Genomic DNA, 12,953 nt, shown 5'->3' on the forward strand with positions numbered 1-12,953 from the left:
GGATTAAGGAATTCTCACGGTAAGACCATCTATCTTCCCAAAGATTCTCGATGGAAAACAACGAACCTGAGAAAATCTTAAATAATTTAAACTCCGGATAGATGAGTGGTATACAATAAAACCACAACTCTATTTTTTGTTCCTTTTTCCTGCATCAGCGTGAGATATATGAAAAAAAACGGCTGAAGGAATATTTTAAACGCATCTATCATAAGGATTAAGGAATTCTCACGGTAAGACCATCTATCTTCCCAAAGATTCTCGATGGAAAACAACGAACCTGAGAAAATCTTAAATAATTTAAACTCCGGATAGATGAGTGGTATAAAATAAAACACCAAAAACAGATACGCTAATTTTTTTACAATATTTTGATGCGAAATCATAAACATATCTAATTCTGAATACCCACAACGTTCTTTTATTGTTTTATTGGCCAATAGAAATGGAACGCATAAACAAATTATAAAAATTATGTATTTACTTATATAAACATTATCTACTTGTGTGTAGGAAATTCCATATCCAGAATAGAAAAATACGCTGAAAAGCATAATTGCTATCAACAACCTAAATCGATAGTTTTCTATTCTATATATTGCAAATGCTCCTACAAGCACAGTAACAAGTACTATAGTAAATAGCGCTACAGGATCAATATCGTATGACAACAAATATTCCATATTATTCTTTTGTGACTAAAATATATTTTAGAAATAAAATTTGTCCTAATGCAAGAACTATATATGATAAGAAGAAAGCTATTGAAATTGAACTTGCTCCATATCCTTGGATTAAGCAGACATAGCTAATGAATATAATAAGTACAGCCCACATAGCATTAAATGAAAAACCGACCCAAGTCTTAGCTTTACTTTGCAATGCAGCTCCTACAACATTACAAATTGCCGAAAAAATCGTAGACAAAGATAGAATAATTAATGTTGATTGGTTTTGGGTATAATCCTCGCCATATAGACTCATAATTTTTTTACTGAATATAGAAACAAATAGAGTTACAATGGCAGCAACAGTTACATTAATCAATACATTTATTTTGAACACTTTCCAATATGTGTCATTATTACTTGATGAAATACTTGATAATATAGGTAGCACGATTTGTGAAATAGAAGCAGGAATAAACATTATTATTATTCTCCACTGATCAGCGACTTCATATATTGCGAGTTCCTCGAAACTGGCAAACCGTGTTAACATAGCTCTAACTATAAAAAATGTGGGTGCGGTAATGCAAGAAGCTAAGGCTGCCGGTAAACTGAATTTATAAAGTAAGCTAATATGCTCTCTAGATATACGGAATCTTACAATTATAATATTGACACTTCTAAATGACTTTTTTATAGATACCGCGTTTGTTAAAAATATCACAATATAGCCTAAACCAAATCCGAGAACTGCACCAAATACTCCCCAATAGTAAGCACCAATCAACATGAATACTGATTCTGCAATGCTTCCATACAAGGTATTTATAGCGATTGCCTTAAAATTTTCAAGTCCAGACAGAGTGCCATTCTGTGCTCCATTTATTATTGTAACAAATAATAATAACGCTCCAATGCGTAATGAAGGCGCAAGTTCCGGGCTTTTTAATATAAATGCAGCAATGTCGGATGAGAATATTAAAATTAAAAGAGTTATTATCAATCCTGTAAAAAATGCGAATCCATTTGTTAAGCAGTATATACTCGGAATTTTTTTTCTATCGCTTGCCATAAATTCCGAAATATACTTAGCAGCAGTGACACCCATGCCTGCAGATCCTACAGTTACAAACAAATTTATAGTTGATCTTACAATGCCAAACTGTCCATATTCTTCCTTACTTAGAATATGTGCACATATTATACCTGATACGAGCACCAAGAATTTTGCAAATACAGAACCAGTTAAAGACCAGAATGCCCCGGACGCAATTCTTTTTCCTATTTTGTTATTTGCTATTTTTTTTATTAGTAATTTAAACCTTTTATTCATGACAAAAATTAAAGACCATGTATTTATATAGCAGCCGGCTTACCTTAAGTTTTTAAGAATATCCTTTTGCAAAAAAACAACCGTCATGTCTTTGGCCTCAACTTATTTTTTAGCTACAATACTCGTAACTTGAAACAATATAACGGCACTAATTAAAGATGCAAAGACAGCCAAAACACAATTTATCGGTGCGAACCCAGTTACATTCATTAACGTAAATGGACTTAGTATAAAAAGTAAATGTACAATGTAAAAATGGTACGAATATTTATCGCTCCAATTATATAAATAGTTGTATTTAATATTTGCAAGTATTATTTTTAATATTAGAAAAATAGAAAGTCCCAAAAATAGGTGAGCATATCTTACATATGCATTTACTAATGTTTGTGAAATCTCAATTCCATTATATTCCATATATCCTCTTATTACATTTAACACAATGCCGATTAGAATAAGGATTCCATCCATAATTACTGACTCTAACCTTGTCAAAGTTCTATAAAGGTCTGCAAGTACAAAGCCTATTATATAACATGCTATTCTATCAGGCAGAAAATATGATGACAACAAGAATCCTATTACCTGTACGAAAAGTATCAACCCTATATAATATACAATCTTCGTAAGCATTTTCTTTTCTTTTATGCTATCACGAAAACTACATAAATAAGGAGTTAAGAAGTAGCAAAACAAAATATAACCAACAAACCACAAATGACCTAGCCCCTTTATTGTCCCTACGCAAAATAAAGACTTTATAACAGTTGAAACAGTTAGGATATCTCTGCAGAAAACAACGTACATAATAATCGCAAAAACCAAAAACACATAATAAGAAGGTAATATTTTTCTTATCTGTTTCTTGAAAAAATCGATTGGATCATAGATTGTTTTCGACGCATAGAGGAAGCCACTTATTATAAAGAAAATCTGCACGCCGACATTTAACCATCTACACAAAGGATTGTCATAATATTGAAATATGTGACAAGTGACGATTAATAACATTGATATAAATCGAATTGCAGATATGGTAGAGGATTTTCCCCCCCCCATTTGATTTCTATAATTAATTCCCATGTTATTTTATATAAAAACTATTGAAGTGCGTGATGGTATCGCACCATAAGCATAATGCTCCACTTGTGCACGCACTAACCACTAATTATTCAATTGTATTTCTTCCTTTTTTGTATACATAGACATATACAGAATTTTCTGATCCATTACCTAACTTATCTCCCATATCAAAACCTTCTGCATGCATCTACACTTCCAAATCTTTTGCACCTTGAACAGTCTTTACTTTAACATAGTCAAAATATTCTGCGTTATGCTCTCTTTCTCGCCTTTCAATATGATTTGTTATTCCGCAATAATAACAACTGAAAGATTGAGGAATTAATCCGTCAGAGTTTTTACAGCACTTTTAGATATTTGACAGCATCCAATATGTCCATAAGAAAGAATTCCATTGTCTCATTTTTAGATATGATATACACCCTCAAGAGGACAGATGTTGAAGCAATCGAGCACAACCTTGCCTTTCAATTTATCCCAGTTCTGCTTAATATGATCGTGCTTAACCATGATTACTACCATATCTACATCTGCAAGGAACTCATCGAATGAGTCGTATTGGTTTTCAGCAATCTTGTTACCTTCAAGGAATGGATCATAACACTTGAGAGGACGTGCCAAGTGGCGCTCCTGAAGTTCAAGCATCTGGAGGGTTGGTGACTCGCGATAGTCGTCAACATTCTCCTTGTAGGTGAGTCCATAGAGGCCTACCTTACGGTTGTTATCAATGTTGTTCTCCTTCATAATCTCATGGATGCGATTAAGAACGAACTCTGGTTGGCTATCGTTGGTTTTCATAGACTCATCGATAACCTTAGCAAGACGTGGGTAGTCGCCAACGAGGAACCAAGGGTCAACAGAAATGCAATGACCACCTACGCCAGGACCAGGCTGGAGGATGTTTACGCGAGGATGCATGTTGCAGATCTTAATAATTTCGTAAACATCCATATTGTCATGACGGCAGATACGAGCGAGTTCGTTAGCGAAGGCAATATTGACAGCACGGAAAGTATTCTCTACAACCTTAGTCATCTCTGCAGAACGGATGTCGGTTACGACGATTTCTCCCTGACAGAATGAGGAATAGTACTGCTTTACTTTCTCACCAATCTCCTTAGAGTCTGCACCGATAGTACGATTGTTGTGAAGAAGTTCATATACCATGTTTCCTGGAATGATACGCTCCGGAGCATGAACAAGGTGTAAATCCTCACCAATCTTGAAGCCATTAGCTTCGACTACAGGACGGACGAAATTGTCCATAGTACCAGGACTAACAGTTGATTCGATAACAACGGTTGCACCCTTAGGGCAAATCTTCATTACCTCCTTAACTGCTGCCACTACATAGCAAGCATCAACTTTTTTTGAGAACTTGTCATAAGGAGTAGGAACAGATACTATATACATGTCTGTCTTCTGATACTCTGTAGTAAATTTGATACCGGCCTTAACTGCATCTTGGAAGAGTTCGTCAAGACCATCCTCCTTAAAAGTGGTGCGACCAGCGTTGAGAGTGTCGACAAGTTTCTTGTTATAGTCAGTACCAACTACCTCTACACCATGAGAGGCCATCATAAGGGCTGTAGGGAGTCCTATATAGCCCAAACCAATTACGTTAATCATAATTCTTACGCTAAAATAATATAATAATAATTGCTTCTACTTAAATTCATTGGGATTAGCAAACATCATAGCGGTCTGTTCCCTTGCCTGCAAGAATCTCTACAATCCGGCGGCAAGCCTGTCCGTCGCCATAAGGATTGACTGCCTGCGACATCTTAGCGTATGCCTCGACATCATCAAGAAGGGTGCTAACCTCGTTCATAATCTTTTCATAATCGGTACCTACAAGATGTACGGTACCTGACTTGAGAGCCTCGGGACGCTCGGTGGTATCACGCATTACGAGTACGGGCTTGCCAAGACCTGGGGCTTCTTCCTGAATGCCACCTGAATCAGTGAGAACGATGGCCGCCTTAGACATAAGATGCACAAACTCCAGATACTGCAATGGCTCTATGAAGAAGAAATTAGGGCGAGTCAAGTCCTCACCAAATACTTCATGAATAGGCTTACGCACATTGGGATTAAGGTGCATAGGATAGACGAAATCAACATCAGGATACTTCTCCGAGAGGTCCTTCATGGCAGTTACCATACGGATAAATCCATCACCAAAATTCTCACGGCGATGTCCGGTAATCAGCACTAACTTCTTGCCATGGTCAAGACGAGCAACATCATAACCAGCCTGAAAAAGAATCTCGTCCTGCTCCTTGGCAAGTGCTGCATCATTGTTGAGCTTGTCAACAACCATATGCAATGCATCTATTACGGTATTACCCGTAACATAAACCTTACCATGAGCCTTCTCTTCGAGCAAATTCTTTTCTGACAATGGTGTCGGAGCAAAGTTATACTCGGCAACACGCCCTGTTATCTGACGATTCATCTCTTCGGGCCAGGGGCTATAAATATTATGGGTGCGCAATCCAGCCTCTACGTGACCGACTGGAATCTGCTGATAGAAAGCAGCAAGGGCAGATGCTGTTGACGTAGTAGTATCGCCATGCACCAGCACGACATCAGGCTTGCATTCCTTAAATACATCACGCATACCAGTAAGAACACGAGCTGTCACGTCATACAAGTCCTGTCCTTGTTTCATGATATTCAAATCATAGTCAGGTTTCACATCAAAAATAGTTAGCACTTGGTCAAGCATTTCACGATGCTGCCCTGTCACACACACTACGGTTTTAAAATCTTCCGTATGTTTCTGGAACTCCTTGACAAGAGGACACATCTTAATAGCCTCTGGACGGGTTCCGAATACAAGCATTACTGTTTTCATATTATATTGACAATGTGTTTACATGTTGTATAATTATGGTTTATCTTCCTAAAGACACCATTTCCATCATCCTCTCCCTAAACCTATTTGTAATATCCAGCATACCACTCAGCAAATCTCCTCAAGCCTTCTCTCAAGCTGGTATTGGGCTTGAAGCCGAAGTCCTTCTCTAATGGGGTTGTATCAGCATAAGTTACTGGTACATCACCGGGCTGCATAGGTACAAGTTCCTTATGAGATTCAAAGTCATAGTCTTTAGGGAGAACTCCTGCACGGACCAGCTCTTCCTGCAGGATGGTCACAAAGTCGAGGAGGTTTTCGGGCGAGTTGTTGCCGATGTTGTACACCTTGTATGGTGGGATGGGCAGTCCGTCCTCGCCGTTCTGCTTCTCAGGGGCGTGCTGCATGATGCGCACCACTCCCTCCACGATATCGTCAACATAGGTGAAGTCGCGCTTGCAGTTGCCATAGTTGAAAATCTTGATGGTCTCGCCTTTCACCAGTTTGTTGGTAAAGCCGAAGTAAGCCATGTCGGGACGACCGGCGGGGCCATAGACGGTAAAGAAGCGGAGGCCGGTCGAGGGGATGTTGTAGAGCTTCGAGTAGGCATGGGCCATCAGCTCGTTGCTCTTCTTCGTGGCGGCGTAGAGGCTTACGGGGTTGTCCACCTTGTCGTCTGTCGAATAGGGCACCTTCTTGTTGCTGCCATAGACGGAAGAGGATGAGGCATAGACCAGATGTTCCACTTCGTGGTGGCGGCACGCCTCGAGGATGTTGTAGAAACCGATGAGGTTACTCTGGATATAGGCGTCTGGATTGGTGATGCTGTAGCGCACGCCTGCCTGGGCGGCGAGGTTGACGACTACGGATATATGGTTGTGCGTGAAGATGTCCTCCACGGCTGCCTTGTCGGCGATGGAGGCATGGACGAAGGTCCAGTCGCGCTGCAGCGACTCTATATCCTTCAGGCGTTCATACTTGATGTTGACATCATAGTAGTCGGTGATGCTGTCGATGCCGATCACCTTGATGTCCTTGACATCATGGAACAGGCGCTTGACAAGGTTGCTGCCGATAAAGCCGGCGGCGCCTGTGACGAGGACGGTCTTGCCCTCGAGGATTACATTGTATTCTACCATTGCTGTTTACTTGACGATTCCAGGATATTGTTGTTGTACTTCCTCATAGCTCTGCAGATTGCCGATGTCATAGCGGCGGCCGGGCATCTCCATGGCATGGACGGCGGTATGGCGGCAGAGCCAGGCGATGAAGCTGCCGGGGGCGTCGGTGCCGCAGCCGTCGGCGATGGCTGCAGGGATGCGGGCGGCATCTTCAGCGGTGTAGTAGTAGAAGGGCGGGCACACCCAGTGGCTCTTGGGCTGGGCGGGCTTCTCCTCCATGGACATGATGCGGTCATTGTCGTCGATTTCGAGCACGCCGCACTTGTGGAGGCGTTCATCATTAGGTTCTTCGAAGCGCATCACGCAGCTGGTACGCTTGGCGTCGGCATAGCGCACGAAGTGCTGCAGACTGAAGTCGAGCACATTGTCGCCGGCGATGACGAGCATGTCGCCTGTAAGGCCGAGGCTGTCCACGGCAAAGCGGATGTCGCACACGGCGCCGAGGCGGGTCTCATTGGTCGACGTGCCGTCATCGACCACGGTGACCTTCTGGCGTTTGCCTGCCGCCCACTCCTGGAAGTGGTGGGCAAACTTGTGGTTGCTGATTACGATGTATTCGTCGACAAGGCCGGCGCCGTCGATGTCGTCGACGAGCCAGTCCAGGATGGTCTTGTCCTGCACCTTGAGGAGGGGCTTGGGGAAGTTTTCGGTCAGGGGATAGAGCCGGGTGGCATAGCCTGCCGCAAGAATAAGACACTTCATTGTTGTTTTCTTTAGAGGATTAGGCCGTCGGCGCTGTGGCAGACGACGTACTGGTATTTGCCCTTGAGCTGGGGGAAGGCGCGCAGGTACTGTTCTTCCACCTGGCGCCCGATGCTCTCGCTGTAGGCGGGGTCGATGAGGGCCATGCAGCATCCCTTGAAACCGGCGCCGGAGAAGCGGCCGCCGTAGATGCCGTCGGTATGGGTCATGATGTCGTAGAGGGTCTTCAGTTCGGGTGAGCCGGTCTCGTAGTTGTAGATGCTCGAGTGGCCGCTCTCGAAGCTCAGACGGCCGAAGGAGTCGAGGTCGCCGCGGCGCCAGGCTTCGGCGCCCTGTTCCACGCGGGCGAACTCGGTGTACCAGTGTTCGGCTCGCTTGGCCCAGTTCTCGGGCAGGCGGTGGCGGTACTCGAGGAACACCTCGACGGGGACCTCACGCAGGTGGGTATCGCCGAACTTGCCGTACTCCATGCCGGCGAAGGCCTTGAGGGCGTAGGCGGCGCTGCGGCACTCGTCCACGCGCATGTTGAACTTGCTGCCGGCGAGGGTGCGCTCCACACCGCTGAAGAAGATGGCTATGGCGTAGGGCTTCATCGCGGGATGGGTGGGGATGAGCTCATAGTGGTCGTCGAGGGTGTCGAGGTAGAGCAGATGGTCCTTACGCGAGAAGAGCTCGCAGCTCTGGTCGAGCTTGCCGGAGCTTACGCCCACATAGCGGTTCTCCACAGCCACGGCCATCTCTATCATCTCGAGGTCGGTGAGGCTGATGCCGTTCACACGGCAGAGGGCGCTGAGGTAGACGAGCGTCACGGCTGCCGATGACGACAGGCCGCCGATGGGCAGGGTGCCCTGGATGACACCGCAGAGGCCGACGCTGAGCGGATGGCGCATGCCGAGCTCGAGGGTGGCGCCGCGCAGGTAGTCGGCCCAGTCGTTCTGGCGCACCTCGGGCACGCTGTGGATGTGCCACTGGGCGCGCTTGTCAAACTGGAGCGAACAGAGCTCGATGACGCCGTTGTGCTTGGGTTTGTAGGCAAGATGGATGCCGCGGTCGATGGCCAGGCCGGTAATCTTGCCCAACTGGTGGTCGCTGTGGGCGCCGATGGGGCACACGCGGTAAGGACAGAAGGCCATGCCTTCGGGATCCTTATGGTAGAGTTCAAAGAACTTCTCTTCACATTGTAGCATAGTCGTTGCGGGGGTTATGGGGTCAGTCGCGGCCGAAGATGTCGCGGGTGTATACCTTGCCGGCCACGTCGTCGAGGTTCTCGTCGTAGCGGTTGGCGATGATGGCTTTGGAGCGGCGCTTGAACTCGTCGAGGCTGTTCACGACCTGGCTGCCGAAGAAGCTGGTGCCGTCTTCGAGCGTGGGTTCGTAGATGATGACCTCGGCGCCCTTGGCCTTGATGCGCTTCATGATGCCCTGGATGGCTGACTGCCGGAAGTTGTCGGAGTTGGACTTCATCGTGAGGCGGTAGACGCCGATGACGCACTCGTGTTCCTTGGTGGCGTCCCACACGGCGTTCTCGTTGTAGTAGCCGGCCTTGCGCAGCACGGCGTCGGCGATGTAGTCCTTGCGGGTGCGGTTGGACTCCACGATGGCGGTCATCATGTTCTGCGGCACGTCCTGGTAGTTGGCCAGCAGCTGCTTGGTGTCCTTGGGCAGGCAGTAGCCGCCGTAGCCGAACGAGGGGTTGTTGTAGTGGCTGCCGATGCGGGGGTCCAGACCAACGCCCTCGATGATGGCTTTTGAGTCGAGACCTTTCACTTCTGCGTAAGTGTCAAGTTCATTGAAGTAGCTCACGCGGAGGGCGAGGTAGGTGTTGGCGAAGAGCTTCACGGCCTCGGCCTCCTTCATGCCCATGAAGAGGGTGTCCACATCGGGCTTGAGCGCGCCTTCCTGGAGGAGGGCGGCGAAGGTGCGGGCGGCATCCTTGAGCATCTCCACATCGGTGACCGACTCGATGGCGCGGTTCTCATCGGCAAAGTCGGGATGCGACATGATCTTGGGGTAGCCCACGATGATGCGACTGGGATAGAGGTTGTCGTAGAGGGCCTTGCTCTCACGCAGGAACTCGGGCGAGAAGAGCAGGTTCAGTTTCTTCACGCCGCGCTGGGCGTACTTCAGGTAGAGGCTGCGGGTGTAGCCCACGGGGATGGTGGACTTGATGACCATGACGGCATCGGGATTGACCTCCAACACCAGGTCGATGACTTCTTCGACATGGCTGGTGTCAAAATAGTTCTTTACGGGGTCGTAGTTGGTCGGGGCGGCAATGACCACGAAGTCGGCGTCGGCATAGGCCCGGCGGCCGTCGAGGGTGGCGGTGAGCAGCAGCGGCTTCTCGGCCAGGTAGCGCTCTATATAGTCGTCCTGGATGGGTGAGATACGGTTGTTGATCTTCTCCACCTTCTCGGGTATCACGTCAACAGCCGTGACACGGTGGTGCTGCGAAAGCAGCGTGGCAATACTCAGGCCGACGTAACCGGTTCCGGCAACGGCGACACGTATGTCTGCAAAATTACGCATATAATAAATTGAGATAAAAGTTGTGCTGAAAGGGGATGGTCTGGCCAAGGCTGTAGCGAGGGTGGTAGTAGCTGTTCTAATGGTTTTCGTCGGTCACCGTGATGACCGTCTTTGTTTACACCTTATTATATATATAAACAGGGGTTGGGTGAGTTCAGCCTTCCACAACCTCAAAATCTTCGTTGTGGACACCACGGATGGCTACGGCGTAGCCGGCAAACTCCATGACGAGCTGGCGGTCGCGGTCGATGCGTACGATGTAGCCTTCCAATCCCTTGAAGAGACCGGTGAGGACACGCAGCTTGACGTGGTCCTTGGCAAACTTGACAAAGGGGTCGCGCAGGAAGGAGACATTGTCGGGATGACCGGTAATGGCCTGCATGAAGGGTTGCATCATGCGATGGGAGATAACCGCAGGATGTCCTGTACTACAGTTCTTAATGAGATGAGTTTGAGGATGATAGGTACTGAGGAACTGCTGCAGTTCAGCCGTATGGCCCTGCAGGAATACCAGACCGTTGATAGTAGGCAAGAGTTTCTTGACAACACCCTTGCCGTTGGCTTTCGGTTTGTATTTGTATGAATAGTGGACAAAACACTCGTGCCGCGCCTCGGGGTGGGCGGCATTGTAGGCGTCGACCTGACGCTTGAAGAGTTCGACCTGTTTGTTATGGATATGGACATATCCCCAGGGAGCTTCTGACAATGGCGCAGAAGCCATGCTGGGGGAGGCGCAAGATGATACATTTTCTATTCCCGACCCCGATGACAACTCGGCTTCGGTAACGTGGATGCCCTTTGGAAAACAGGAGGTTACACCACTGTTTTCGTCGGCTATAGAAAGAGTGATAGAGCAATCCTGCGTCATTTCCTCGTTCTATTTTATGTCATTGATGATGAAAAGCGTGTCGTTCACTACTCTATTGTGGAGCGGCAGACGAGCGCTATCATTGTCGGCAATCCCCGTATCAGAGAATAACGCCGATAGTGCAACGACCTTGTTCACAATAACATAAATATTAAAAAAATCAGTCCAGTTGAGATATAGCCCGACAATCACAATTGTCATAACCTTACGTTCCAATAAAATATTGCCGTCTTCTCTAACTGTATCGACAAACGCCGCAAGCGGCGCAGTCTCATTTGGCAAAGTTAACACTTTTATTCCACTTAAAGAAAAAATGCTAAAGAAATATTTTCGTTTCCTGCATTTTTATACAGCAGGCAGACAGGGGGGATGGCAGCCACGACTGCCTATACATTATTATATATATAGACAGACAGACGAGCATCGGAAAAAAGTGGGGCTTGATGTACAGACTGGCGACACTTCATCAATGGCCTCGAGCAGCATCAACCGTGAAAAGCAGCTGAGCCGAAAAACGAGGGACCGTTCCCTACCCTTCTGCCAGCAACCGCTGCCACGCCAGGATTGGTCGTCGTCACATCTGCCATCGCCATCAGGATTCTATAAGGTGTCTTGGGCGTCGGCGAAACACAAGATGATGTTACATTTGTATTACGGCAATATTACGAATGATAACTTTTACGGCGCAATAAGTACGTTTTTGACACCACAACGATAAAAAATGTAAATGTTTTATATTTTTTCCACCATTTTTCATTGTTATTATAATAATTATCCTTATCTTTGCAAAAAATATGGGATCCATGTGATATGGTGAAAGTATTTACTTTAATTTGTTTTAGTAGATTAGTTTTTAAGTAGTTTGTTTTAAAACCGGTTATCGTGATGATAGTCGGTTTTCTTTGTAATAGCAAAAGTATATGACATGAAAAAAGGCTCTGCCTGAGTGGCAAAGCCTGATTTTTGTACTCGGTAAGGGAATCGAACCCTTATGCCAAGATTGAGAATCTTGTATCCTAACCGTTAGATGAACCGAGCGTTAGGTCGCATCATGGAGAACGTTTGCTGCGGAAGGAGGGGGATTCGAACCCCCGGTACGGTAAACCCGTACGTCAGTTTAGCAAACTGGTGGTTTCAGCCACTCACCCATCCTTCCTGGGGGTTCAAGTTTCCTTTAACCGAGCATTGTTCTCAAATGCGATGCAAAGGTACTAACTATTTCTGAAACTTCCAAACATTTTCCATTCTTTTTTTGAATATTTTTAATGCTTCAGCGGCTTGCTGCCTACAATTAGCTAAGTTTCATAGAGTTGTATTAAACTTATTTTTAACATTGCCATTGGGCGATTTACATTGCCAAAGCTCCGCATCGGATACATACGCCCCAAAAGCGTATTTGTAAGCAGAAATGACCATCGACGGAATCGTGGAGGGTATCTCTGCAAAATTTATGATTAACTCTGCAAGAATTATGATTAACTTTGCAAAAATTATGACCGACTCTGCAAGAATTATGATTACCTCTGCGAGAATTATGATTACCTCTGCAAGTATTATGATTAACTCTGCGAGATTTATGACCATCTCTGCGTCCAGCGCATTTACCCTGCGCTTCCTGGAGCATACTCCCCCACCCGCCACGCAGCGCGCGCGGGTGACGGAAGAGACATTCACCGAGGCAGACAAATACTTTGTGCAGACCTCTGCCGTTTTATAGAGTGAGGCGTTA

At 46.0% G+C, this 12,953-nt stretch carries 12 protein-coding genes and 2 tRNA genes; 1 reads left to right on the top strand and 13 read right to left on the bottom strand.

The window, feature by feature from the left end; all coding sequences use genetic code 11:
- Nucleotides 1–86: 86 nt before the first annotated feature.
- The 13 genes from CIK95_RS05645 to CIK95_RS05705 all read right to left on the bottom strand — a co-directional run bounded on the left by CIK95_RS05645 (nt 87) and on the right by CIK95_RS05705 (nt 12,380).
- On the bottom strand, nt 87–683 hold the full coding sequence (locus CIK95_RS05645) for a hypothetical protein (protein ID WP_094466492.1): 597 nt from the start codon (nt 681–683) through the stop codon (nt 87–89).
- A 1-nt stretch (nt 684) separates the two neighbouring features.
- Nucleotides 685–2,001 (bottom strand): oligosaccharide flippase family protein, encoded by a 1,317-nt coding sequence (locus CIK95_RS05650; RefSeq protein WP_094466493.1) that lies wholly within the window; start codon nt 1,999–2,001, stop codon nt 685–687.
- Nucleotides 2,002–2,103: 102 nt separating this feature from the next.
- A complete protein-coding gene (locus CIK95_RS05655; protein WP_094466494.1) occupies nt 2,104–3,084 on the bottom strand; it encodes an acyltransferase family protein in 981 nt (326 codons plus the stop codon).
- A gap of 405 nt (nt 3,085–3,489) precedes the next feature.
- Nucleotides 3,490–4,713 carry a nucleotide sugar dehydrogenase gene (locus tag CIK95_RS05660; RefSeq protein WP_094466495.1) on the bottom strand — a complete coding sequence of 408 codons (1,224 nt, stop codon included), beginning with the start codon at nt 4,711–4,713 and terminating at the stop codon, nt 3,490–3,492.
- Nucleotides 4,714–4,768: 55 nt separating this feature from the next.
- Complete coding sequence (gene wecB / locus CIK95_RS05665; protein WP_094466496.1) at nt 4,769–5,944, bottom strand: non-hydrolyzing UDP-N-acetylglucosamine 2-epimerase; 1,176 nt, start codon at nt 5,942–5,944, stop codon at nt 4,769–4,771.
- An 83-nt stretch (nt 5,945–6,027) separates the two neighbouring features.
- On the bottom strand, nt 6,028–7,083 hold the full coding sequence (locus CIK95_RS05670; RefSeq protein WP_094466497.1) for an NAD-dependent epimerase/dehydratase family protein: 1,056 nt from the start codon (nt 7,081–7,083) through the stop codon (nt 6,028–6,030).
- A gap of 6 nt (nt 7,084–7,089) precedes the next feature.
- Nucleotides 7,090–7,827, bottom strand: coding sequence for a nucleotidyltransferase family protein (locus CIK95_RS05675; RefSeq protein WP_094466498.1), 738 nt, complete (start codon nt 7,825–7,827; stop codon nt 7,090–7,092).
- Between the two features lie 11 nt (nt 7,828–7,838).
- The gene (locus CIK95_RS05680) at nt 7,839–9,014 is read right to left on the bottom strand and encodes a galactokinase family protein (RefSeq protein WP_094466499.1); all 1,176 of its coding nucleotides are present in this window, start codon (nt 9,012–9,014) and stop codon (nt 7,839–7,841) included.
- Between the two features lie 22 nt (nt 9,015–9,036).
- The gene (locus tag CIK95_RS05685; protein ID WP_094466500.1) at nt 9,037–10,356 is read right to left on the bottom strand and encodes a UDP binding domain-containing protein; all 1,320 of its coding nucleotides are present in this window, start codon (nt 10,354–10,356) and stop codon (nt 9,037–9,039) included.
- A 154-nt stretch (nt 10,357–10,510) separates the two neighbouring features.
- Complete coding sequence (locus tag CIK95_RS05690) at nt 10,511–11,224, bottom strand: hypothetical protein (RefSeq protein ID WP_144007750.1); 714 nt, start codon at nt 11,222–11,224, stop codon at nt 10,511–10,513.
- A 9-nt stretch (nt 11,225–11,233) separates the two neighbouring features.
- Nucleotides 11,234–11,506, bottom strand: a complete 273-nt coding sequence (locus CIK95_RS05695; protein WP_094466502.1) for a hypothetical protein — start codon at nt 11,504–11,506, stop codon at nt 11,234–11,236.
- Nucleotides 11,507–12,190: 684 nt separating this feature from the next.
- A tRNA-Glu gene (locus CIK95_RS05700) sits at nt 12,191–12,262 on the bottom strand.
- Between the two features lie 30 nt (nt 12,263–12,292).
- Nucleotides 12,293–12,380: transfer RNA gene (locus CIK95_RS05705), tRNA-Ser, on the bottom strand.
- 252 nt (nt 12,381–12,632) lie between these two features.
- Between CIK95_RS05705 and CIK95_RS12805 the strand changes: the two genes are divergently transcribed.
- Nucleotides 12,633–12,941, top strand: a complete 309-nt coding sequence (locus CIK95_RS12805; RefSeq protein WP_144007751.1) for a hypothetical protein — start codon at nt 12,633–12,635, stop codon at nt 12,939–12,941.
- Nucleotides 12,942–12,953: the final 12 nt, after the last annotated feature.

Source organism: Prevotella sp. P5-108 (assembly GCF_002251385.1).
Lineage (GTDB): Bacteria > Bacteroidota > Bacteroidia > Bacteroidales > Bacteroidaceae > Prevotella.

Excerpts from the sequence above, each read along its gene's own strand:
- CIK95_RS05645 (WP_094466492.1), bottom strand. The coding sequence starts at position 683 with ATGGAATATTTGTTGTCATACGATATTGATCCTGTAGCGCTATTTACT.
- CIK95_RS05650 (WP_094466493.1), bottom strand. The coding sequence starts at position 2,001 with ATGAATAAAAGGTTTAAATTACTAATAAAAAAAATAGCAAATAACAAA.
- CIK95_RS05655 (WP_094466494.1), bottom strand. The coding sequence starts at position 3,084 with ATGGGAATTAATTATAGAAATCAAATGGGGGGGGGAAAATCCTCTACC.
- CIK95_RS05660 (WP_094466495.1), bottom strand. The coding sequence starts at position 4,713 with ATGATTAACGTAATTGGTTTGGGCTATATAGGACTCCCTACAGCCCTT.
- wecB (WP_094466496.1), bottom strand. The coding sequence starts at position 5,944 with ATGAAAACAGTAATGCTTGTATTCGGAACCCGTCCAGAGGCTATTAAG.
- CIK95_RS05670 (WP_094466497.1), bottom strand. The coding sequence starts at position 7,083 with ATGGTAGAATACAATGTAATCCTCGAGGGCAAGACCGTCCTCGTCACA.
- CIK95_RS05675 (WP_094466498.1), bottom strand. The coding sequence starts at position 7,827 with ATGAAGTGTCTTATTCTTGCGGCAGGCTATGCCACCCGGCTCTATCCC.
- CIK95_RS05680 (WP_094466499.1), bottom strand. The coding sequence starts at position 9,014 with ATGCTACAATGTGAAGAGAAGTTCTTTGAACTCTACCATAAGGATCCC.
- CIK95_RS05685 (WP_094466500.1), bottom strand. The coding sequence starts at position 10,356 with ATGCGTAATTTTGCAGACATACGTGTCGCCGTTGCCGGAACCGGTTAC.
- CIK95_RS05690 (WP_144007750.1), bottom strand. The coding sequence starts at position 11,224 with ATGACGCAGGATTGCTCTATCACTCTTTCTATAGCCGACGAAAACAGT.
- CIK95_RS12805 (WP_144007751.1), top strand. The coding sequence starts at position 12,633 with ATGACCATCGACGGAATCGTGGAGGGTATCTCTGCAAAATTTATGATT.